At 69.9% G+C, this 22,470-nt stretch carries 17 protein-coding genes; 15 read left to right on the top strand and 2 right to left on the bottom strand.

All coding sequences use genetic code 11. The annotated features are described in order from the left end of the window. Positions 1 to 125: 125 nt before the first annotated feature. The 6 genes from Vau01_RS57305 (at position 126) to Vau01_RS57280 (ending at position 9,437) form a co-directional block, all read left to right on the top strand. Positions 126 to 1,283: an ROK family transcriptional regulator gene (locus tag Vau01_RS57305; RefSeq protein ID WP_373320483.1), complete on the top strand. Its 1,158-nt coding sequence runs from the start codon at positions 126 to 128 to the stop codon at positions 1,281 to 1,283. Positions 1,284 to 1,478: 195 nt separating this feature from the next. Beyond that, a complete protein-coding gene (locus Vau01_RS57300; protein WP_204011630.1) occupies positions 1,479 to 2,822 on the top strand; it encodes an ABC transporter substrate-binding protein in 1,344 nt (447 codons plus the stop codon). After that, the gene (locus tag Vau01_RS57295; protein WP_204011629.1) at positions 2,822 to 3,787 is read left to right on the top strand and encodes a carbohydrate ABC transporter permease; all 966 of its coding nucleotides are present in this window, start codon (positions 2,822 to 2,824) and stop codon (positions 3,785 to 3,787) included. The genes Vau01_RS57300 and Vau01_RS57295 overlap by 1 nt, the downstream gene beginning before the upstream one ends. Continuing rightward, complete coding sequence (locus tag Vau01_RS57290; protein WP_204011628.1) at positions 3,784 to 4,644, top strand: carbohydrate ABC transporter permease; 861 nt, start codon at positions 3,784 to 3,786, stop codon at positions 4,642 to 4,644. The genes Vau01_RS57295 and Vau01_RS57290 overlap by 4 nt, the downstream gene beginning before the upstream one ends. Before the next feature lie 22 nt (positions 4,645 to 4,666). Further along, positions 4,667 to 8,590 (top strand): discoidin domain-containing protein, encoded by a 3,924-nt coding sequence (locus Vau01_RS57285; protein WP_204011627.1) that lies wholly within the window; start codon positions 4,667 to 4,669, stop codon positions 8,588 to 8,590. 10 nt (positions 8,591 to 8,600) lie between these two features. Beyond that, positions 8,601 to 9,437 carry an NAD-dependent epimerase/dehydratase family protein gene (locus tag Vau01_RS57280; RefSeq protein ID WP_204011620.1) on the top strand — a complete coding sequence of 279 codons (837 nt, stop codon included), beginning with the start codon at positions 8,601 to 8,603 and terminating at the stop codon, positions 9,435 to 9,437. Positions 9,438 to 9,446: 9 nt separating this feature from the next. On the opposite strand, the gene Vau01_RS57275 is transcribed toward Vau01_RS57280, so the two are convergent. Together Vau01_RS57275 and Vau01_RS57270 are read right to left on the bottom strand one after the other, a co-directional pair. After that, positions 9,447 to 10,703: an enolase C-terminal domain-like protein gene (locus Vau01_RS57275; RefSeq protein ID WP_204011618.1), complete on the bottom strand. Its 1,257-nt coding sequence runs from the start codon at positions 10,701 to 10,703 to the stop codon at positions 9,447 to 9,449. An 88-nt stretch (positions 10,704 to 10,791) separates the two neighbouring features. Continuing rightward, a complete protein-coding gene (locus tag Vau01_RS57270; protein WP_204011615.1) occupies positions 10,792 to 11,802 on the bottom strand; it encodes a LacI family DNA-binding transcriptional regulator in 1,011 nt (336 codons plus the stop codon). Between the two features lie 393 nt (positions 11,803 to 12,195). Between Vau01_RS57270 and Vau01_RS57265 the strand changes: the two genes are divergently transcribed. From Vau01_RS57265 to Vau01_RS57225, 9 genes are all read left to right on the top strand, one after another. Beyond that, positions 12,196 to 12,990 (top strand): AfsR/SARP family transcriptional regulator, encoded by a 795-nt coding sequence (locus Vau01_RS57265; RefSeq protein WP_204011612.1) that lies wholly within the window; start codon positions 12,196 to 12,198, stop codon positions 12,988 to 12,990. Between the two features lie 117 nt (positions 12,991 to 13,107). Then, positions 13,108 to 15,768: a class III lanthionine synthetase LanKC gene (lanKC, locus tag Vau01_RS57260; protein ID WP_204011610.1), complete on the top strand. Its 2,661-nt coding sequence runs from the start codon at positions 13,108 to 13,110 to the stop codon at positions 15,766 to 15,768. Between the two features lie 159 nt (positions 15,769 to 15,927). Next, positions 15,928 to 16,065 carry a SapB/AmfS family lanthipeptide gene (locus Vau01_RS57255; RefSeq protein ID WP_204011608.1) on the top strand — a complete coding sequence of 46 codons (138 nt, stop codon included), beginning with the start codon at positions 15,928 to 15,930 and terminating at the stop codon, positions 16,063 to 16,065. A 15-nt stretch (positions 16,066 to 16,080) separates the two neighbouring features. Further along, entirely contained in the window at positions 16,081 to 16,221 is a 141-nt protein-coding gene (locus Vau01_RS57250; RefSeq protein WP_204011602.1) for a SapB/AmfS family lanthipeptide, read from the top strand. A 72-nt stretch (positions 16,222 to 16,293) separates the two neighbouring features. Next, positions 16,294 to 16,434: a hypothetical protein gene (locus tag Vau01_RS57245; protein WP_204011590.1), complete on the top strand. Its 141-nt coding sequence runs from the start codon at positions 16,294 to 16,296 to the stop codon at positions 16,432 to 16,434. After that, on the top strand, positions 16,431 to 18,104 hold the full coding sequence (locus Vau01_RS57240; RefSeq protein WP_204011588.1) for an ABC transporter ATP-binding protein: 1,674 nt from the start codon (positions 16,431 to 16,433) through the stop codon (positions 18,102 to 18,104). Before Vau01_RS57245 ends, Vau01_RS57240 begins: the two co-directional genes overlap by 4 nt. Next, a complete protein-coding gene (locus tag Vau01_RS57235) occupies positions 18,101 to 19,840 on the top strand; it encodes an ABC transporter ATP-binding protein (RefSeq protein WP_204011586.1) in 1,740 nt (579 codons plus the stop codon). Before Vau01_RS57240 ends, Vau01_RS57235 begins: the two co-directional genes overlap by 4 nt. Next, positions 19,837 to 21,123 (top strand): M16 family metallopeptidase, encoded by a 1,287-nt coding sequence (locus tag Vau01_RS57230; RefSeq protein WP_239152893.1) that lies wholly within the window; start codon positions 19,837 to 19,839, stop codon positions 21,121 to 21,123. The genes Vau01_RS57235 and Vau01_RS57230 overlap by 4 nt, the downstream gene beginning before the upstream one ends. Then, entirely contained in the window at positions 21,120 to 22,457 is a 1,338-nt protein-coding gene (locus tag Vau01_RS57225; protein WP_204011580.1) for a M16 family metallopeptidase, read from the top strand. Before Vau01_RS57230 ends, Vau01_RS57225 begins: the two co-directional genes overlap by 4 nt. Positions 22,458 to 22,470: the final 13 nt, after the last annotated feature.

Below are 22,470 nucleotides of genomic sequence, written 5' to 3'. Positions count from 1 at the left end.
GGAGCGGGTACGACACCGACTGATACGATAAATCAATTCGATGGAGAACCTCATCAGGTACCAACCGTTCCGGGGGGACAGTGGACAAGCGGTCGCCGACCAGGCGCGGCACCAACCTGCCCCGGATGGGCGACTTCAACGAGTCGGTGGTACTGGACACCATCAGGCGTGTGCCTGACGGGCTGAGCCGCGTGGAACTTGTCGAGGCCACCGGCCTGTCGGCCCAGACCGTGTCGAACATCTGCCGCCGCTTGTTGAACACCGGCCTGGCCCATGAGGTCGGCACCAGCTCCGGCAGCGGTTCCGGCAGTGGCAAGCCGCGACGACTGCTCCAGGTCAACGCCCGCGCGCGGTACGCGGTCGGCGTCCACCTCGATCCCGCGGTGGTGACCTTGGTGGTGCTCGACCTGCTGGGCAAGGTCGTCGCTCGCGCGCAGCGTCCCACCCCCGAGGCGGCCGACCCGGACCACACCTTGACCGAGATGAGCGAGTCGATCAATGCCCTCGTGAGCGACTCCGGGGTGCCCAGGGAGACGGTCCTCGGGCTGGGCATAGCCGCGCCGGGACCGGTGGACGTGACCTCCGGGCTGGTGATCGCGCCACCCGAGCTGGCCGGCTGGGGGCGGGTGCGGCTACGCGACTACCTTGCGGAGACCACGGGAATGCCGGTCCTGCTGGACAAGGACGTGATCGCCGCGGCTGTCGCCGAACGCTGGGCCGGTGCGGCCAGGAATTCGGACAACTTTCTGTTCTTCTACCTGGGCACCGGTTCGGGGATGGGGCTGGTGGTCGACGACGTGGTGGTGCGTGGCTTCTCCGGCAACGCGGGCGAGGTCGGCGGCCTCTACGCCGCGTGCACCACCAACGCTCTGGTCGCCGAGGCGATCGAGCACGGGGTTCTGGATCCGGTCTTCACGCCGACCGGTCCGCGGGACGCGGAGGAGGGCCTGCGGCACCTCTGCCGCCACGCGTCGGCCGGCAACGTCATTGCCGGCGAGATCATCGACCGGTGGGCGGTCCGGGTGGGGCGTGGCGTTAGTGCCGCCGCGACGCTGGTCGACGCGGAGATGATCGTCTTCGGCGGACCGATCTGGCCGTTGCTCGCGGACCGGTTCATGGCCATCGTCCCCGGCATCGTGGAGAGTTCCCCGTTCGTCGAGCGGATCCACCCGACCGTGGTCACGACGACCGCGCTGGGCGTCGACGTCGGTGCGATCGGCGCCGCCTGCCTGGTGCTCGACCAGATCCTGTCGGTCCAGCCGCAGTCGCTGCTGCTGGGCTGACCACGCCTTCGGGCCGGACGCGTTCGCCGAGGTCCGGGGCGGTCTTAACGTTTTGGCAAAGTAGCCGTGATCTCGTTGACACGCTCCATCGATTCGATTTAGATTCCGGGCCACAGTGGCGTACGTCTATGGCGCCCACGATGTGAAGGCTCGGCACCCGTGATGACACACGTAGGACGCGCACGGCGGCCGGTGTTGGCCGTCCTGGTAGTACTGGCGCTGACCGCCGCCACCGCAGCGTGCACCGATGACCCGGACGACAGCTCGTCCGGCAAGACATTGACGATGTGGACCTTCAAGCAGTCCCACGTCAAGGCGCTGGAGCAGGCCGCGGAGGGCTTCGCCCGGGAAACGGGCATCACCGTCAAGGTCGAGGCATACACACCCGACGACGCGTATGTGACCAAGGTGCAGGCCGCGGCACAGACGAAGAACCTGCCCGACCTCTTCGAGGTGCACACCACCGGCGACGACTTCGCCTGGGGCGCCGCCGGCCTGCTCACCGACCTGGCCAAAGACGTCGACGACGCCTGGCTCGACGGCTACCTGCCCCAGGTGCGGCAGGACGGCCTCGTCAACGACGCGTTCTACCAGAAGTCGCTGGCGAAGGACGAGAAGACCAAGGGCATCAAAGTCGGCCAGCGGTGGAGCGTTCCGCTCACGATCGGCACGTTCGGCATCGTCTACGCCAACAAGCAGCGGCTCACCGAGGCCGGCGTCACCACGTCCCCGACCACCTGGGAAGACTTCGTCTCAGCCCTGGGAAAGGTCAAGGCGAAGCACCCTGACAACGGCGGCGTCACCATCGGCCTCAAGGCCCCTACCACCGGGCTGGAGTGGTTCATGCAGCCGATGGCGTACGGGATGCTCGGTCCCGACAGGTTCCGGGCCCTGTGGGGGAAGGACAAGTCCCAGAACTTCTCGTCGCCGACAGGCACCCAGGTGTTGGAGGCCTACGGGCAGGTCACTCCGTACTGGATGCCGGGCACGCAGAGCCTGGACATCGACGCGGCTGACCTGGCGTTCGCACAGGGCAAGTCCACATTCGACATCGGCGGCACGTTCACCCTCGCGTTCCTGGCGCAGAACGGGATGGACCCGAGCAACGTGGTGACGTTCCCGGTGCCGGCCCCGGCGAACGGCGCGATCAAGAACCTGAGCCTCGCGCCGTTCACCCTGACCGGCGTGTCGGTGTCGGCGACCACCAAGAACAGGGCCGGCGCCGTCCAATGGCTCAAGTATCTGGCCAAGAAGGACGTGTCGGCCACGTTCGCCAAGACGGCGCTGGACGTTCCGCCGACCGACCTCGGCGCCGACCCCGACGCCGCGGTCGGCCCGGTGCTCGGCGCAATGATCAAGGCGTTCGGCTCCGGCCCCTCGGCGTACAACCCGGGGGACACTTCGTACCGGCCCAGCGCGTACGACGGGGTCCCGGTCGCTTCGACGCTGATGGACTTCACGCCGCTGAAGAAGAAGAGCGCCGCGGCGGTCGGCGCGGAGATGACCAAACAGATCGACTCCTTCTGGGCAAAGCAGTAATGGCGGTATCGACGATCGCGAAGGGCCCGTCGCCGACCCGGCGGGCCCCGAGCCGCACCAAGACCAGGTACCGCCGCTCGGAGACCGCCTGGGGCGTCGCGTTCGTCATGCCGGCGATCACCCTGTTCGCCGTGATGGGCGTCTACACCATCGTGTACGGGTTCTCGCTCAGCTTCGCCTCGTGGAACGGGTTCACGCCGGACTGGCGCTGGGTCGGCCTGCGGAACTACGCCGACCTGTTGTGGGCCGACCCCCAGTACGCGCCGATCGTGCACCAGGCCGCGCTCAACACGATGTGGGTGATGATCGCGGTACCCGTGCTGACCGTCCTGGTCAGCTTTCCGTTGGCGCTGTTGCTGAACTCGGTGCGGCGCCTGAAGACCGTGCTGCGCTCGGTGTACTTCCTGCCCCACGTGACCAACGGGATCGCCGTGTACTTCGCCTGGGTGTACGTGCTCCAACCGGACGGCGCGATCAACCTCCTGCTGGGTTCGCTCGGCCTGGGCAGTCTCCAGCAGCCGCAGGGCTTCCTGGGCAACCCGACGACCGCGTTACCGACGCTCATCGTGATCACCGTGTGGACGTCGGTGCCGGTGGCCATGATGCTGTACCTCGCCAGCCTCCAGGCGGTGGACCCGTCGCTGGTCGAAGCGGCGCGCGTCGACGGTGCCGGCCCGTGGCACGTCGCCCGACGCATCCTGTGGCCGTTGCTCCGGCCGATCACGGCGATCGTCGTGCTGCTCGCCCTGCGCGATTCGTTGCAGGGGTTCCAGACGTTCCTCATCATGACCAACGGCGGGCCCGGCAACCACACCAACGTCGTCGGCCTCCAGACGTACAAGCTGGCCTTTCTGTCTCAGCTCAGCCCGACGCTCGGCCTGGCCAGCGCGTTGGGCTGGATGCTGTTCCTCGGGGCACTCGTTCTCGCCGCGATCAATATGCGGGCACTGCGGAGGCTCACGTGAGCACCGGGACCCGCCGGCCGAGTGTCCACTTGTCACTGTCCACTGTGGTGGCCCGAATCATTGTCGGCGCGCTGCTGTTGCTGTACGCGGCAATCAGCCTGTACCCCTTCCTGTGGATGGTGTCCGCCGCGTTCAAGGACCAGTCCGAGGTGGTCGCCGGCGGGCACCTGATCCCGCACCGCCCGACGTTGCGCACCCTCGTCGAGACGTGGAACGAGCTGCAGTTCTTCGACTACTTCCTCAACAGCCTGAAGGTCACGGGGTGGACCGTGCTCCTGGTGCTGGTGGTCTACTCCGCGGCCGGATACGCGTTCTCGGTGCTCCGCTTCCCCGGGCGGAAGGCGCTGTACCGACTGTTTCTCGCGCTGTTGTTCGTGCCCGGTGTGACCGTGCTGCTGCCCATCGTGCTGCTGGAAAACAAGCTGGGGCTACTGGGCGGCCACTGGGGCCTGATCCTGCCGTTCGTGAACGGCACGGCACCGCTGGCCATTCTGTTGATGACCAACGCGTTCGACGCCATCCCCGGTGAACTGCGCGAGGCGGCCCGCGTCGACGGCGCCGGCGAACTGCGCATCTTCACCACCATCTACCTGCCGCTGTCCCGGCCGGTCCTGATCACAATCGCCGTGCTCACCGCGATACCGACGTGGAACGAGTATCTGCTCACGCGGGTCTCGCTCAACGACCCGGAGACCTACACCCTGCCCATCGCGTTGCAGAACCTGCAGTCCGGCGCGGTACTGCACTACAACGTCCTGATGGCCGGCTCCCTCATCGTGGTGGTGCCGGTCATCATCCTGTTCATCGCCGCACAACGCTACTTCGTCAACGGCCTGATCGGTGCCGTGAAGGCCTGAGCCCCGAGCCCGGAGGCAACCCGTGAGAACAAGGCGTCCCGAAAGTCGGCGATGGTCCCTCATCTGGCCGGTCCTCCTGGTGGTGACCGCCCTCGCCGCGCCCGCCGGTGCGGCGCACGCGGCGCCGGGCCCGGTCATGTATCCGCGCGGCATCGGCGCGGACTTCGGTCCGGACGCGGTGTCGCTCGGCGTGGCGGTGCGCGCCGGTGACGACCCGGCGGGCCTGCGCACCGGAACGCTGGACGGCCGGACGTACTGGCAGACCCAGGTCGCGGCGGGCACGACGTACGTCGGCATCACCGCCGACCCCGGCTACGCGTCGAGCGTGTCGGAGGCGTCGATCGTCGTCGTGGTCACCTACCACGACGCCGGAAGTGGGCAGTTGACACTGCGCACCGCCGCGGGCGATACGAAGACGGTCGCCGATCTCGCCGGCACGAACGCCTGGCGGCTGGCCGCGGTCGGGCTCGACGGAGACGCGCTCGCGGGTGAGGTGCTCCTCGCCGGGGTCGCCGGCGGAGCCCCGTCGGACATCACCGTCGCCCAGGTGCGGATGACGACGACCGGACCGCAGGCCACCCTCGGACCGACCGCGACCGATACCGGCCTCAGCCCGCGGGCCGGCGACAACGAGGCGGGCCTCGTCACCGGTACGGTCGCCGGTCGCGGATTCTGGCGGACCAACGCCGCCGCGCCACCGCCGGGCACCAACTACCTGTACATGAACGTCGCCGACAGCTACGCGTACAACACGAACGACATCGTGATGGTCAGCGTCGACTACCTCGACGCGGGCAGCGGTTCGCTCTTCCTGCACTACGACTCGCCCGGCGAGGAGCTCGTCGACAAGTTCAAGCCGTCGGCGGTCGTGTCCTACGGGGACAGTCAAACGTGGAAGACCCATGCCTTCGTCCTCGACGACGCCATCCTGACCAACCGCAGCAACGGCTCGGACTTCCGCCTCGCCCACGACGGCTCCCCGGTCGAGCTCACGGTGGCCGCCGTACGGGTGACCGTCGTCCCGCGCCAGCTCGACGCCAAGGCCGGCCTGCGTGACCTCGTCGCCGCGGCGGGTCTGACCCACTACGCGGCGCGCGAAGGCACCCGCGACGGCCAGTACCAGCCCGGGTCGAAGGCGACGCTCGCGTCGGCCATCGCCCGGGCGCGAGGCGTGCTCGACGACGCCTCGACCACCGAGGCGCAGGTGGTGGCGGCGCTGCGGGCGTTGTACGAAGCCCACCAGGCCTTCCTCGCCTCGGTCGTCGACACCGACCTGGCCCGCCGTGGCTCGCTCACCGCGAGCAGCAGCGCCGCCGGTTCGAGTCCGGCCGCGGCGAACGACGGTGCCGTAGCGACCGTCTGGACCAGCGGGAACGGCGGCGGGGGCGAGTGGCTACGCGCCGACCTCGGCACGGCCCGGCGGGTCAACGACGTGCTGGTGCAGTGGGGCAGCGCCTACTCGCCCGACTACACCGTCGAGATCTCCACCGACGGCACCAGCTACACCGCCGTCGGCCACTCCGGCGCGCCGGGAACCAGGTCGTCCCGCACCCGGTTCCCCACCACGAACGCGCGGTACGTCCGGCTGAACCTCACCGGATACGCCACGGGCCTCACGAGCTTCGATGTGGCCGGGTTCCAGGTCCGCGAGCAGCGCGTCGTCGAGCCGTCGCCGAAGCTGGTCAAGACCAGGTATCCGAACACCGACGCGGTGGTCGCCGACTTCGACGTCACCGCCTACGGCGCCGACCACACCGGGAAGCGGGACGCCACCGCGGCGATCCAGGCCGCCCTGTACGACTGTTACGACGGGGGCGGCGGGACGGTCTGGCTGCCGGTCGGCACCTACCGGGTCACCGGCACGGTCGAGGTACCGGCCTTCTGCACGCTGCGCGGCGACCGTCGCGACCCGGACGAGGGCGGTGGTCCGTACGGCACGGTGGTGAGCGCGGACCTTCCCGCCGGCGACGACGGACCGGTGCTGTTCCGGATCGGTGGCAGCGCCGGCGTCGTGGGTGTCACCACGTACTACCCGCGACAGAGCGCGACCGCCCCGGTGCCCTACAACTTCACGTTCGAGATCCCGGGCAGCTCCTGGGCGGGCGACGAGAACTACATGATGAGCACTGTCTCCGACGTCACCATGCTCAACTCGTACCGGGGCATCGGCGTCAGCACGATGCGCGACGAGCGGGGCCGTCCGCCCGGCAACGGGCAGGTCCACGAGTCGGCGACCGTTCGCAACGTCAAGGGCACCGCGCTCCTGAGAGGCGTCGAGGCCTACAACGGCGCCGACGTCGGCACCTGGGAGAGCGTCAAGTTCAGCAACGCCTACTGGTCCCAGGCCCCGGCGGGGTACAACCCGCCGCGACGGACGGCATTGGACGCGTGGACCCGCGCGCACGGCACCGGGTTCGTCTTCGGCGATCTGGAGTGGGACCAGTTCGCCGACCTGTCCGCGGCGGACTACAACGTCGGCATCCACGTGGTGAAGGGACTGCGGGCCGAGTTCACCGGCATTTTCCAGCGGGTGCGGCTCGTGCGTACCGACACCGCCCTACGGGTCGACCAGTTCGACGCCCGGTGGGGACTGTCGCTGGCCGCGAGCGTTCTGGAAGGCAGCCAGGCCGCGGTGGTGAACAATGGGGGTGGCTACGTCAAGCTCACCGACACCCGGCTCACCGGCGCGGTACGGGGAACCGTGTACCAGCTTGCCGGCACCGTGCCCGCCGAGGACGCGCCACCCGCCACAGTCAAACCCAGACATGCCGTCCTGTATGACGTGCACACCCCGCGCGGCAACGGCTACCTCCCCGCGCGGGACGCGACGGCGGGCATCCAGCGGGCGCTCGACCGTGCCGGGCGCGACGGTGGCGGCGTGGTCTACCTCCCGGCCGGCTGGTACCGGCTCGACGGGCGTCTCGTCGTGCCGGCCGGCGTCGAGCTGCGCGGTGCGTCCTCCGTGCCGAACCGGGACGAGGACGGGCGCAGCGGTGGCACCGTACTGATGTCCTTCGCCGGCCACGGCACCGCCAACCCGGACACCGACCAGGCCGCCATCACGCTCCGCGGGGAGCGGGCCGGGGTCAGCGGCCTGCGTGTCTTCTACCCGGAAAACAACCCCGCCGCGCCGGGCGGCCTGGTTCCCTACCCCTACGCCATCCGGGGCCAGGGCAGCCATACGTACGCCGTCAACATCGGACTGCCCAACGCGTGGAACGCCATCGACATGTCCATGTACCGCAACGACCACTTCCTGGTCCGCAAGATCAAAGGCACGTTCGTGCGGCATGGCGTGACCGTCGGCAAGAGCGACCACGGGCGGGTCGAGGGTGTACTCAGCAACGGCAACACCTTCGTGCGGACCGGCTTCTACCTGCCCAACTGGGTCCTCGGACGGGATCTCTTCCCGCAGGTGATCGACGGCTGGACGCGCAAGTACGCCGACCTGGTCACCGTCGACGGTGCGCGCCGGCTGACCGTCGTCGACGTGTTCGGCTACGGCCTGCACAACGGGCTGGTCGTGAACTCCGGCGACGTCACGGTCTTCAACCTGGGCACCGACAACCTCGGGACCGACGGTTACTCCGTGAAGGTGTCCGGCGGAAACGTCACCGTTGTCAACCTCATGCGCTACAACGGCACCACCAGCGTCGGGCGCACGACACTGCACAACGTGATGGTGATCAATATTGTCGAGCACAACGTCACCGCCGCCGCGGCTCCCGCCGGCGGCGGCACGGTCAGGCTCACGGGCAACGAGACCCGGCCCGGCTTCTACGAACCCGGGGCCCCGGTCACCGCGTCGGCCGAGGCCGCGTCCGGCTTCCGCTTCGTCAGTTGGACCATCGGCGACGCGGAGGTCTCCACCTCCCCGGAGTACACGTTCACCGTCGTCGGCGCCCAGGAGTTGACCGCCAACTTCGCACCCGCGGCCGTGGCATGAGGAGGCTTGGGTGAAGGTCCTGGTCACCGGCGGTGCCGGCATGTTGGGTCAGGCGGTGGTCACCCGGCTGCACGCCGACGGGCACACCGTCCGCGCGCACGACCGGACGCCGCCGCCCGGCCCGGCCGACGACACCGTCGCCGGCGACCTGCGCGACGCCTCCGGCTTCGACCGGCTGCTTTCCGGCGTCGATGCCGTGGTGCACGCAGCCGCCATCCCCAACCCGGGGCACGACGACGTGTTCGACAACAACGTCGGCGCCGCGTACCACCTCCTCGAAGCGGCGGGGACGCTCGGCGTGCGCAGGATCGTGTACGTCTCCAGCCTCTCCGCCCTCGGGCTGGCGTGGTCGCGGCGCCGAGCCGCACCGCTACGGGTGCCGGTGGCCGAGGACCACCCGTATGTGGGCGACGACCCGTACGGTCTGTCCAAACAGGTCGGCGAGCTGGTCACGGCGACGGTCAGCAACCGGTTCGGGATTCCGGCCGTGAGCCTGCGGTTCCCGTTCATCGGCACCGGCGAGCGGCTGCGTCACCACGTCGCGCTCGTCCAGGCCAACCTCGGCGACCACCGGGGCGGTCTGTGGGGCTGGATCGACACGCGCGACGCCGCGGACGCGGTCGCCACCGCGCTGGTCCGGCCGTTCGAGGGCCACGCCGTCGTCCACGTAGCCGCGCCCGACACCGTCGCGCTGGCGCCGACCGCCGAACTGCTCAGCCGGTACTACCCCACGTCTCTCCGCACCGAACCGTTGGACGGGTTCGCCGTGCCGATCTCCACCCGGCTGAGCCGCGAGTTGCTCGGCTTCGTCCCGGCACACGGCTGGCGGCCAACGGCTGCGCGGTGAACCGGGCGGTCAGGGTGCTTCGAGCGCGCCGTCCGGACGGCGGACGCGGGCCGCCCAGCGCTCATGGGCGTATCGGCGTGGCGGGTGTTTCGTGGCCCGCGCCTCATCCAGGTCGATGCCCCACCCCGGGTCCGGTGAGGGGGTGATGTAGCCGCCGACCGGACGTGGCGTGCCCGGGAAGACCTCGTGGACAGCCTCCGGGTACGCGTGCCCTTCCTGGATGCCGAAGGCGTGACTCGTCATGTCGAGCGTGAGGTTGGCGGCGAGGCCGATGGGTGAGACGTCGGCCGGCGAGTGCCAGGCGGTCTGCACGCCGCTCAGCTCGCACAGCGCGGTGAGCTTGCGTGCCGGGGTGAGGCCGCCGACCGCGGAGACGTGCAACCGGAGCAGGTCGACGCTGCCGCCCGTCACCAGGCGGGCGGCGTCCGCCACCGAGGAGAGTTGCTCACCCGCCGCGATCGGCACCGGCGCCGCGGCGCGCACCTCCGGCAGCCGGTCGTAGTGCTCCGGTGCCACCGGGTCTTCGACGAAGAACAGCCGGTACGGCTCCAGCGCCCGGCACAGCACGATCGCCTGCTTCGGCGTCAGCCGGCTGTGTACGTCGTGCAGCAACGCGACGTCGTCGCCCAGCTCCCGCCGCGCCCGCTCGAACAGGGCCGGAGTGGCGTGCAGGTAATGCTGGACGTCCCAGCCGTCCGGGTACGGTGCGTCCGGATAGCCGCCGGCCCGGCCGGGTGCGCCGTACGTGCCCAGTCCCGGGCCGCCGACCTGGAGCCGCACGTGCCGGTAGCCCTCGGCCAGGAAACCCCGCGCCTGCTCGATGGTCTCCTCGATACTCGCGCCGCCCGCGTGCGTGTATAGCGGCACGGCCCCGCGGACCCGCCCGCCCAGCAGCTCGTACACCGGGACGCCGAGCCGCTTGCCGGCAATGTCCCACAGCGCCATGTCCACACCGGACAGTGCGCTGTTGAGCACCGGCCCGTTGCGCCAGTACGACGACAGGTGCAGCATCCGCGTGATGTCCTCGATGTCGGCCGGGTGCCGGCCGATCACCAGCGACGCCAGGTGCTCCACGGCCGCGGCAACAGCGCCGTACCGCTGGGTGAAGGTGGCGCAACCGAGGCCGTACAGGCCGGCGTCGGAGGTATCCACGCGTACCACGACGAGGGTCGCCTCAGGCGCGGTGACGATCGGCCGTACACCGGTGATGCGCAGGCCGTCTCGGGCCGGCCAGGGCGCCTGGGTTTCCGGCAACGGTGTGGTCATACGCTGCCGCCAGTCCGATTTGGGGTCAGCAAAACGTTAAGACTGATCGGAATCTACTCCCGACGCGGTCGAAGTCAAGAGAGACCGATCAGGCTGACTGGCGACGTATCAGACGGGCGGGGATGATGACCTCGGTGGCATCGCCGCCGACCGCGTCCGAGATGCGGTCGATCAGCAGTCGGCCGCATGCCTGGCCGATCTCCCGGGCCGGGTTGGCCATCGTGGTCAGCTGAGGGCTCACAAGGCTCGCCGCCTCGATGTCGTCGAAGCCCATCACGGCCAGGTCGTCCGGCACCCGCAGGCTCCGCTCGCGGGCCGCGTCGAGCGCGCCGATCGCCATCACGTCGTTGGCACACAGGACCGCGTCCGGCGGGCGGGCCAGATCCAGGAGGCCCCCGACACCGGCCGCACCGCCCGCCCGGCTGAACTCGGTGTACGCGATCAGGTCCGGGTCGACGGCGTGGCCCGCCTCCTGCAGCGCCGCGCGGTAGCCCGCCACCCGCTCGGCCGCCGGGCCCTCGGCGGCTGGGCCGCACACGAAGGCGATCTGCTGGTAACCGGTGCGGAGCAGGTGGCGCGTCGCCTCGGCCGCGCTGCTCTCGTCGTCGCTGTGGACGAGGTCGACGCCCGGCTGTGCCTGGCGGCCACCGAGCCGTACCACCGGGATGCCGGCGTCGATGACCGGCCGGAGGTCGTCGGGGTGGGTGTGGAAGACCGCGAACGCGATGCCGTCGACCTGCCGGGAGATCATCTTGTCCAGCGCGAGTCGTTCCAGGTCGCGCTCGCCGTTCGTGTTGGTGACGATCTCGTCGTACCCCGCCGGTCCGAGCACATCCTGCAGCCCACGGGCCAGGACGGGATAGAACGGGTTGGTGATGTCCGGAATGACCAGCCCGATGGTCATCGTGCGCCCGGCCCGCAGGCCGCGAGCGACGACGTTCGGCCGGTAGCCCAACTGTTCGATCGCGTCCAGGATGCGCTTTCGCGTCGCCGCTGACACCGGCCGTCGGCCGTTGAGTGCGTGCGAAACCGTGGTCGCGCTGACGCCCGCAAGATCTGCGACCTGACCGATCCGTGGCCGGTCGCCGCGAGCCGCCACCGCCGTCCCCTTCCGCCGTCCGCCGCATCCTACCGCCGAGCAGGTGGCCCGGACGGACGTACCGATGGCCTGGTGAGCCGGGTCAGCTGGCGGATGTCCCCCGTCCTTCCGGCGGCCGAACTCCCGGCCGAGAACGTCGCGGGTCGTGGTGACGAACGAAGCGGTCGCAATTTGCGTATGTCGGGTGAACCGGGCACCTCCGGATCGCGGTCGTCGACCCGTTGCCGTTGTATCGGCGCCCGTGATCGTTGACTCGATCGCCGTCCGGGCTCTTGAGGCACCTTGCGTCGGGGGAAAGACCGTTGAAAGGACCGTCGGTGGCCGCGTCGGCTACCTTCGACCGCATGTCGAGGCCACCGGCGGCCGGCCGTGGCCGGCAAGACGGGGGCTCTGATGCGGTTCTATGTACTTGGTCGCCTCGACGTGCGCGACGACCGGGGTGGCCAAAGGCGCATCCGTCATGGAAAGCAACGCGACGTGCTTGGGCTGTTACTGCTGCGCCGAAACAGTCTGGTCCCGGTGACCGGCTTGATCGACACCCTCTGGGACGTCGGGCCGCCAAGTTCAGCGAGAAAGAACCTCCAGACGTATGTCTGGCACCTACGCCGGGCGCTCGGAAAGGATGACGCGCACCGGCTTCGGCACGAACCGCCCGGTTACCTTATCGAGGTCGGACCGGACGAACTCGACCTCGACCGGTTCGAGAATGTCATCGGCCAGGGCCGGCGAGCCTTGGACGCCGGCGACCAGGTCGCGGCGAGGGGACTGCTACAGACCGCGCTCTCGTACTGGCAGGGGCAACCCCTCGCCAACACCGGCCTCGATCCCCGCACGTGCCCTCAGCTCGCCCAGCTTGTCGAGCGTTACCTCACCACGCTGGAGAAGCGGATTCAGATTGACCTGCGGTTGGGCAATGGTCAGGATCTCATACCGGAACTGCGGCGGCTGACGATCGAGCATCCCCTGCGGGAACGGTTGCACTGCCAACTCATGGTCGCTCTGCATCACAGCGGCCGACAGGTGGAGGCACTTCAGGTGTATGCCGACGTCGACAGTCTTCTGCGACGCCAGTTCGGCATGGAGCCGGGCCGCCTGTTGCGGGGCACTCAGCGCGCCATCCTCACCGAAGCGGACACGCTGGAGACGCTGCACGAGCTGGACACCGCCTTTCCGGTGGCGGTTCCGTAGCCGGCCATTCGCGACCAGTCGTCTGCGACCATGCGTGTACTCGCGATATACCAGCGACAGGGCCGGCGTGGAGTTGCGGAATGACCGCGATGGAGCGCCCGCTGCGATGCTGGTGGCATGGACATGCGTTACCAGCAGTATTGTTTCGCGGATCCTTTGTTCTACGACTCCCCGGAACGTTGGGACGTCACCGGCTCAAGTTTCCGGCAGACGCTGGGAGGCATGCCTCAGGGCTGGAAAGGTGGGTCGATAGACACATGGCTCTATCTGGCTCCGGCGGATGCCATCCTGCCTCCGCAAGGCTGGAAGATCCATGTGTCCACGTGTCTGAGCGACGCCCAGGACGTCTTGGCGGTGGTGTACGACTATTGCGTCGAGCAGCGGATCGCATTCAAGTTCCTGCCGACGAAAGGATTGCTGATCGCCCGCAACCTCAAATACGCGGAGCGGAGCGGTAGCGGAAAGTTCATCACGATCTACCCACCGAACGAGGTGGCTCTGGAACGGGTTCTCAACGATCTGAACGGATTGTTGGCCGGCCGGCGGGGCCCGTACATTCTCAGCGACCTGCGCTGGGACCAGGGCCCGCTGTACGTGCGTTACGGTGGTTTCGCCCGGCGCTACTGCCGGGATTCGGATGTCCCGGTTCCCGCGATCGAAGACCCGTCCGGGACCCTCGTGCCGGACCGACGCACGCCCGTCTTCTCGACACCGGAGTGGGTGGCTGTCCCCGGTTTCCTGGAATCGCACCGGGCGGCGTTGGGTAGCAGCGATCCACCGGCCGGGTTCCCCTTCGACATCGAACGGGCGCTGCACTTCTCCAACGGCGGCGGCATCTACCTCGCTCGGGACCGGCGTTCGGGTGACCAGGTCGTGCTGAAGGAGGCCCGCCCGTTCGCCGGACTCGACCCGCACGGCGCGGACGCGGTGTCCCGGCTCGAACGGGAGATGGCGTTTCTGCGCAGCCTCGCCGACGTCGACGAGGTGGTCGACTGCTTCGAGGACTTCGAGCTGTGGGAGCACCGGTTCCTCGTTCAGGAGTACGTCGAGGGTCAGACCGTGCAGAAGGCGGCCCTGGAGCGGTTCCCGCTGATCCGGGCGGAGAGCGACGCGGCGGCGGTCGCCGAATTCACCGAGTGGATTCTCGGCCTGCTGGACCAGGTCGAGGCCGTGCTGGGCAGGTTGCACGAGCGGGGGATCGTCTTCGGCGATCTGCATCCCAACAACGTCATGGTGCGGCCGGACGGCCGGATCGCGTTCATCGACTTTGAAATGTCCTACCGGATCGGCGAGGCGCCCAATGTCGGTGTGGGCGCTCCCGGCTACGTCCCGACAGATGGCCGTACCGGTCCAGCAGCTGACCTGTATGCGATGGCATGCATGCGACTGGCGATGTTCCTGCCGTTGACGATGCTGTTCAACCTGGATCCGGGCAAGGCGCGGACCCTCGCCGACGCGGTGGTCGAACGGTATCCGGTCCCGGCCGGGTACGCACAGCGGGTACTCGACATGCTGGACCTACCTACGGCCGGGCCGGACCCGGGCGACGGCGGCCGGAGGGTCCAGGACCTGATCGCGACCCTGGACTCCGCAGAACCCGACTGGACCGGACTCTGCGGGTCGCTGGCGTCCGCGATCCTGACCAGCGCAACGCCGGACCGCCCGGACCGGCTCTTCCCGGGCGACATCGAGCAGTTCGCAACGAACGGGTTCGGCCTGGCGCATGGTGCCGCCGGCGTGCTGTACGCGTTGGGGCGGAGCGGAAACGGCACCTACCCGGAGCACGAGGAGTGGCTGCTGCGCGCCGTCCGGGACGGCCGGGTCGACCAGCACGCCGGTTTCTACGACGGCCTGCACGGTATCGCGTTCGCGCTGGACCAGCTCGACCGGCCGGCAGATGCGGCGGAGGTTCTCGACCGCGCGCTGCGTACGCCGCTCGAGGGCCTGCCGAGCGACCTCTTCGGCGGCCTGGCGGGCGTCGGGCTCAACGTGTTGCACTTCGCGGAGCAGACCGGGGACGCGGCTCTGGATGAATTCGCTCTGGACATCGGCGACCTGCTCGCCGGCCGGCTCGCGGCCCTGCCGGAGGTCGACGAGAGCGGCACGGCGGTCACCCCGACCGGCCGCGCCGGACTCATGCGGGGTGCCACCGGTCAAGCCCTGTTCCTGCTGCGGTTGTACGAGCGCACCGATGACCGCCGCTGGCTCGCGCTGGCACGGCAGGCACTCGACCGGGATCTGCGGTACTGCATCCGGTCCGAAAAGGACGGTTCGATCCAGGTCAACGAGGGCTGGCGGATACTCCCGTACGTCGCCTCGGGCAGCGCGGGCGTGGGTATGGTGCTCCAGGAGTACCTGCATCACGCGCCGGACGACGAGCTACTGGCGCGGCTGCACGGTATCCGTCTGGCGGCGCAACCGGAGTTCGTCATCGGCTCCGGTCTGTTCAACGGCCGCGCCGGGCTCATCGGCTTTCTCGCGCGGTTGCGCGGTTGCGCGCCGTATGCCGACCGGGAGCCGGGTGCCGACCTCGAACTGGACGGGTTGATCGAGCGGCACCGACGTCGGTTCGCCTGGCACGCGCTCGACTACCGGGGCACCGCGGCGTTCCCGGGGGACCAGCTGCTGCGCCTGTCCATGGACCTGGCCACCGGGAACGCCGGCGTGCTGTTCGCCCTACACGCCGCGGACAGCGGCTCGGCGATGCTGCCGTTCCTCGATCGGACGGCGCGCCGGAGACCGGTCCCGGTGCCGACCGGAGCCGCGGGAGGGAGGTGAGAACAACCATGTCATTCGTTCTGGAGCTGCAATCCCTCAAGTCTGAGGACGGCGTGCAGAGCCCCAGCAATCCGAGCTGGGTGCTGTGCATCAGCACCTGGACCGTCTTCTGCAATGTGCCGAGTGAGTAGCCGTTCGAGACCACGGAGGTGGATCTAGATGTCGTTCGTCCTGGGCCTTCAAGCTATCGACAACCAGTCGTCGGAGGACCCGCACATCATGATCAGCACGTGGAGCTTTCTCCTGTGCGCGAGCTCGCTGTCCACGTTCGTCTGCTTCCAGCCCGAATCCAGCTGATCCGAAGGAGTATCGATGTCGTTTGTCCTGAACCTGCAACAGATGGACGGCCCGTCGCAACACGCCGGCGGGGACAGCGCCGGGCCCATCTTCAGCACCGTCAGCCTGTCCTTCTGCCTGCTGAGCACGTGGAGCATCGCGCTCTGCATCCCGTAGAACCAAGCGTCATGGTCATCCACTGTGGAGGGTCGTCACTCCACAGTGGATGCTCGATGGAGGAGGCATCGCATGTGGTACCTGCTGGACCTGCAGGCGCTGGAGGTCGTGTCCAGCGGTGACGGCTCCGGACCCCTCACCCTCACCAGCTACGTCAGCACCATCCTGTGCCCAGCGAGCTTCGGCTGCGCCCAGTTCGCCGCGACCCGATGACGCTGACATCCGTCCTTCGTGCCGGAATCGGCGCGAACCTGTTGCTCACCGCGCTGGCCGGTGCCGGCGCGGTGGGCGCCCTCCTGCTGCCGGCGGCTGTCGCCACCGCCGTCGATGCCCAGCTCGCCGGAGAAGGTGGCCCCGGCGCCCTCGCCATGCTCGCCGCCGTGCTCGCCCTGCTGGTCACCGCCGAGATTCTCAGCCAGGTGGTCACCGCCCGGTCGACCGCCATGGTCACGGTCCACCTTCGACGTGGGCTGCTGCGCCACGTGCTGGCCCTCGGCGCCGGCGGTCAGCGCCGGTTCGGCACCGGCGACGTGGTCAGCCGCATCGTCAGCAGCGCGCCGGAGGTGGCGGCCGTCGGTCCGGGACTGGCCGGTGGCCTGTCGTCGATGCTGGTTGCCGCCGGCGGCCTCGTCGCCCTGCTGCTGATCGACCCGTGGCTGGCCGCCGCGTTCCTGGTTGGCATGCCGGTCGGGGTGCCACTGATCCGGTCCTTCGTGACCGAGCTCGGCGGCCTCGTCGTCCGCTACCAGATCACCTATGGCACCATCGCCGGCCGGCTGAGCGACGCACTCGCCGGAATCCGGACCGTCCGCGCCTGCGGTACGGAGCGGCGCGAGATCGCCAGGGTCCTCGCGCCCGCGGCCGACCTGCGTTCGTTGGGCTACGGCATGTGGCGCGCGCAGGGTCGGGTGGGCTGGCAGTCCGGACTCCTCGCGCCGGCCATGCAGGTCATCGTGCTCGCGGTGGCCGGCGTATTGCTGGGCGGCGGGCGGATCACTCCTGGTCAGATGCTGGCTGCGGCCGGGTACGTGCTGCTGGCCCTCGGGTTCTTCGGACAGACCCGGGTCTTCCTCGGCGTCGCCCGCGCCCGTGCGAACGCACGCCGCCTCCAGGAGGTCCACGACGTTCCGGCCATGAGCGCAGGCACCGGCTCGTTGCCCGCCGGATCGGGTGAGCTCGTTCTGCGGGCGGTGACCGTATACGACCATGACCAGCCACTCCTGGACGCGGTGGACCTGGCCCTGCCGGCCGGATGCTCGGTGGCCGTGGTCGGCCGTTCAGGTACCGGCAAATCGGTGCTCGCCGCGGTCGCCGGCCGGCTGATCGAACCGGACAGCGGCGATGTACTGCTCGACGGTGTGCCGCTCCGGGAGCTGTCCCTTGCGGCCCTGCGCGCCGAGGTGAGCTACGCCTTCGAACGCCCCGTCCTGCTGGGCGACACCGTTGCGGACGGGCTGGCGATGGGCCGGCCGCAGGCGCAGCGGCACGACGTCGAGCGGGCCGCGCGCACGGTACAGGCCGACGCGTTCGTGGCCCGGTTGCCGGCGGGTTACGACACCGCGCTGGCCCACACTCCGATGTCCGGCGGGGAGGCGCAGCGGCTCGGCCTGGCCCGCGCCGTGACCCAGGGTGGGCGGCTGATCATCCTCGACGACGCCACGTCGAACCTCGACACGATAACCGAGCGCGAGGTGAGCGCTGCGCTGGTCGAGGCGTTGCGGGGCCGGACCCGTCTGATCGTCGCCCATCGGATGACCACCGCGGCCCGCGCAGATCTGGTCGCCTGGCTGGATCGGGGACGGGTACGCGCGCTCGCGACCCACGAGGAACTGTGGTCGCACGCCGACTACCGGCGGCTCTTCGAACCGGAGACGGTGCCATGAATCCGGCCACTCGGCGGGGTTGGGTCCTGCTCCTCGGCGACCTGCGCACGCAGCCCCAGGGGTTGGCGAGGGTGGCCGGCTGGGCCGCGCTGGAGGCGCTGCCGGCACTGCTCGGCGGGCACCTGGTGGCCCGCGCCATCGACGACGGCTTTCTGGCCGGCCGGTCCGGTGCCGGACTGGGCTGGCTCGCGGCGCTGCTCGGCGTGCACGGCCTGGCCGCCCTGGCCACACGATCCTCGTTCCCGGCGCTCGCGAGCGTCGTGGAGCCGGTACGGGATGCGACGCTGGAGCGAGTGGTCAGCGGCACCCTCCATCGGGCGTCCGCCGGCGTCGACGGTCTGGACGCCGCCGCGGTGTCCCGCCTGACCCAGCAGGTGGAAACCGTCCGGGACGTGCTCGCTGGCCTGTTGATGAACCTGCGGCGGGTGCTGTTCACGGTGCTCGCGGCAACGGCCGGACTGCTCACCCTGGACCCGGCGATCGCCGTGCTCACGGTTCCCGCCGTGATCGGATCTCTGGTGCTCTTCGGGTGCCTGATGCGAACCCTGATCGCCCGCCAGCGGGCTGTCGTGCTCGCCGACGAGACCGTGGCGAGCAGCGCCGGCACCGCGGTCGCCGGCGCCCGGGACGTGGCCGCCTGCGGTGCCGTCGAGCTGACGGTCGACCGCGTCGGTCGGCACATGGACGCGTCCGCCGCCGCCGCGCGGGCGATGGGCAGGGGTGCCGCGGCACGCAACCTGACCGCCTCGCTCGGCGCGTACCTGCCGCTGATCCTGGTTCTCGCGTGGACACCATGGCTGCTTCGGCGCGGCGCGACCGCGGGCGAGATCGTCGGCGCGGTCACCTACGTCACCGCCGGCCTGGAGCCCGCCGTTCGGCTGGCCACCCAGACCGTGGGCGCATCCGGGCTCCGGCTGGCCGTGACCCTGCGCCGGCTGGCCGAGGCGTCGGCGCCATCAGACGTCCGGGAGCCGGAGCACCCGGCCACCCCGGACGGCTACGAGCTGCGGCTGGCCCGGGTGACCTTCGCATACGGCCCGCGGTCCGAACCGGTGCTGCACGAGCTCGACCTGACCGTACCGTCCGGCAGCCATCTCGCCATCGTCGGTTCCAGCGGGATCGGGAAGTCCACTCTGGCCAACCTGCTCGCCGGGACACTGCGGCCGGACCGGGGAGAGATCCGGCTCGGCGACGCGCCACTCGACGCCATGGCCACCGCCGACGTGCGGCGTGCGGTAACCCTCATTCCGCAGGAGGCATACGTGTTTGCCGGCACCATCCGCGAGAATCTCTGCTACCTGCGTCCCCATCCGGAGCCGGCGGCCCTTGACCAGGCGGTGGACGAGGTCGGCCTCCGGCCACTGGTCGATCGGCTCGGCGGCTACGACGCCAACCTGGCACCCACCGATCTGTCCGCAGGGGAGTGCCAGCTCGTGGCGCTGGCGCGCGCGTACCTCTCCGAGGCGGAGGTGCTGATCCTTGACGAAGCGACCTGTCACCTGGACCCGGTGGCCGAGGCACGCGCGGAGAACGCATTCGTCCGCAGGTCCGGCACGCTGATCGTGATCGCCCACCGGATCAGCTCCGCCCGCCGCGCCGGACGGGTGCTGCTGCTGGACGGCACGCGCGCATACCACGGAACGCACGACGACCTGCTCGGCCGGTCCAGCCGCTACGCCGAGCTGGTCGGGCACTGGAACCCGGCGCCCGCACCAGAGCCGATCGAGGCGCGATGAGCGGGATGGAAGCGCCTGTGCGTGCGTCGCTCGCCAACGGCCTGCGCGTCCTGCTGATGCCGGACCGGGCGTTGCCGGTGATCGGTGTTGCCGTCCACTACGGCGTCGGATTCCGTTCGGAACGGCCCGGCTACTCGGGTTTCGCCCACCTCTTCGAGCACCTGATGTTCCAGGGCAGCGAAAGTCTCCCGAAGCTGGAACACCATCGGCAGGTGCAGGCGGTGGGCGGTTCCTGCAACGGCTCCACGCATCCCGACCACACCGCGTACCACAACACGGCTCCCGCCGAGGCGCTGGAACGGGTGCTGTTCCTGGAGGCTGACCGGATGCGCGCGCCGCTGCTGACCGAGGAGAACCTCCGCAACCAGGTCGCGGTCGTCAAGGAAGAGATCCGGAGAAACGTGCTCAGCCGACCGTATGGCGGGTTCCCGTGGATTCCGCTGCCGCAGGTGCTGTACCGGAGCTTCGCGAACACGCACAACGGATACGGCGATTTCGTGAACCTCGACCGGGCCACCCTCACGGATTGCGCGGCCTTCTTCGACGCGTACTACGCGCCGGCCAACGCCGTTCTCACCGTCGTGGGTGACTTCGCCGTCGACGACGTCGTCGAGCTGGCCGAGCGGCACTTCGCCGATGTGCCGGCCCGACCGGTGCCGGACCGGCCGGTCCTGGCGGAGCCGTTTCCCGGGTCGGACCGGCGCGACGAGCGGGTCGACCCGCTCGCGCCGATGCGGGCCACGGCGATCGGATACCGGCTACCGGATCCCGAGACGGATCTGAAGCAGTACCTGACCAACGTCGTACTGGCCGCCGTGCTCGGCGGCGGGCACGGTTCTCGGCTGGTGCGGCGCACGGTGCACGATGTCCCGGGGGCGATGCAGGTCTCGGCGGCCTGCGGGCTGTTCGGCCGCCCGTTCGAGGTGCGGGACCCGGACACCCTCGTCATCACGGCCATCGAGCGCAGCGGGACACCCGCCGACCAGCTGGCGCACACCGTCGACGAGGAACTGGCCGACCTGGCCGAGCGGGGTCCTGCCGATGCGGAGCTGGGTCGGGTCGCTCCGTGGCTGGCGACGATGCTGCACCGGGAGATGCAAAGCGTGCCGGCGCGGGCCATCCTGCTCGGGCAGGCGGAGCTGCTGTTCGGTCGGGCCGAACTGGTCGCCGAACTGCCCGGCCTGGTTGCGGAGGTGACCGCCACCGAAGTCGCCGCCGCCGCCAAGGCCCTGGTGGGCAGCTGCCGTGCCATCCTGACGGTGCAGCCGGGGGCCGGACGGTGAACCCGACCCGCTTTCGCAGCGCGTGGGAGATCGGCCGGACCGTACCCGGACCGCGTCCACTGCCTCCGCTGCGGCCGCGGCGGCCGGCCGAGCCGCCGGCAACCGCTGACGTCGTGCTGGACAACGGCCTTCGCGTGCTGGCCGCCCGCCTGGCCACGGCACCCACGGTGGAGCTGCGGTTGTACGTACCTTTCGCCGGACCGGACCCCACTCATCTGGCCGGCGCCGACCTGCTGGCGACGGCACTGTTCAGCGGCACCGCGCGTCGTGACCGGGATCGGATGGAGACCGAACTGGGCTCGATCGGGGGGACTCTGGCCGCTGAAGCGGACCAGATCCGGCTGCTGGTCGCCGGCCACGGACCGGCGTCGGGCCTCCCGCTTCTGCTGGACCATGTCGCCGACGTGCTGACCGGCGCCACGTATCCGGAGCCGACGTTCACCCGCGACCGCGACCGGTGCGCCCAGCAGCGCCAGGCCGAAGGCTCCCAACCGCAGCTCAGAGCGCGCGCAGCCCGTCGGCGGCACTGTTACGGCGACCATCCGCTCGGGTGGCCGATACCCCAGCCGGCACACGTCCTGGCCATCGACGTCGAGTGGGTGCGGCAGCTGCACCGCCGGGCGGTCGTGCCGCGCGGCTCGATCCTGGTGGTGGTGGGCGACCTGCACCCGGACGCCGCTGTCGAAGCGGCGGCCGGGACGCTGGCGGACTGGCGATCCGAGCGCGTCGCCGCCGAGCTGGCACCCGCGCCCGCGATCGGCGGCGCGGAGCCCGCCCTGGTGCATCAGGCAGGCGCCGTCCTCTCGCAGATCCGGCTCTGTGCGCCGGCCGTGTCGTACCCGGACCGGCGGTATCCGGCGCTGCAACTGGCAAACCAGATCCTGGGCGGATACTTCTCCTCCCGGCTGGTGGCAAACCTGCGTGAGCGGCAGGGCTTCACCTACTCGGTGCGTTCCGCCTTCGAGCACACGCCGGGCGGTGCCGCCATCCTGATCGATACCGACACCGCCAACGAGGTCGTCGAACCTGCACTGGCGGAAATCGGCACCGAGCTGGCCGGCCTCGGCACCCGGCCGCCCTCCGCCGCCGAGGTGGCGGCCGCCCGCCAATACACCATAGGCAACCAGCAACTTGCCGCGGCAACGCAGGCGGGCCTGGCGTCGAGCCTGCTGACGCTGGCCGCGGCGGGCCTGGACGCTGGCTGGCCCGCCGCACACGCGGCGCGGCTGGAGGGCGTCACGGTCGACGACGTCGGTGCGGCGGCCATGGAGTTCCTGGCCCCGGGCCGATGCGCCGGTGTCGTGATCGGCGACGCAACGGCGTGGCGAAATTGAATCATGTTCGCTT

Source organism: Virgisporangium aurantiacum (assembly GCF_016863635.1).
In the GTDB taxonomy this organism is placed as follows: Bacteria; Actinomycetota; Actinomycetes; order Mycobacteriales; family Micromonosporaceae; genus Virgisporangium; species Virgisporangium aurantiacum.
This window is presented reverse-complemented; position numbering and strand designations above follow the sequence as displayed.

Excerpts from the sequence above, each read along its gene's own strand:
- Vau01_RS57240 (WP_204011588.1), top strand. The coding sequence starts at position 16,431 with ATGACGCTGACATCCGTCCTTCGTGCCGGAATCGGCGCGAACCTGTTG.
- Vau01_RS57230 (WP_239152893.1), top strand. The coding sequence starts at position 19,837 with ATGAGCGGGATGGAAGCGCCTGTGCGTGCGTCGCTCGCCAACGGCCTG.
- Vau01_RS57245 (WP_204011590.1), top strand. The coding sequence starts at position 16,294 with ATGTGGTACCTGCTGGACCTGCAGGCGCTGGAGGTCGTGTCCAGCGGT.
- Vau01_RS57305 (WP_373320483.1), top strand. The coding sequence starts at position 126 with ATGGGCGACTTCAACGAGTCGGTGGTACTGGACACCATCAGGCGTGTG.
- Vau01_RS57265 (WP_204011612.1), top strand. The coding sequence starts at position 12,196 with ATGCGGTTCTATGTACTTGGTCGCCTCGACGTGCGCGACGACCGGGGT.
- Vau01_RS57295 (WP_204011629.1), top strand. The coding sequence starts at position 2,822 with ATGGCGGTATCGACGATCGCGAAGGGCCCGTCGCCGACCCGGCGGGCC.
- Vau01_RS57255 (WP_204011608.1), top strand. The coding sequence starts at position 15,928 with ATGTCGTTCGTCCTGGGCCTTCAAGCTATCGACAACCAGTCGTCGGAG.
- lanKC (WP_204011610.1), top strand. The coding sequence starts at position 13,108 with ATGGACATGCGTTACCAGCAGTATTGTTTCGCGGATCCTTTGTTCTAC.
- Vau01_RS57250 (WP_204011602.1), top strand. The coding sequence starts at position 16,081 with ATGTCGTTTGTCCTGAACCTGCAACAGATGGACGGCCCGTCGCAACAC.
- Vau01_RS57235 (WP_204011586.1), top strand. The coding sequence starts at position 18,101 with ATGAATCCGGCCACTCGGCGGGGTTGGGTCCTGCTCCTCGGCGACCTG.
- Vau01_RS57275 (WP_204011618.1), bottom strand. The coding sequence starts at position 10,703 with ATGACCACACCGTTGCCGGAAACCCAGGCGCCCTGGCCGGCCCGAGAC.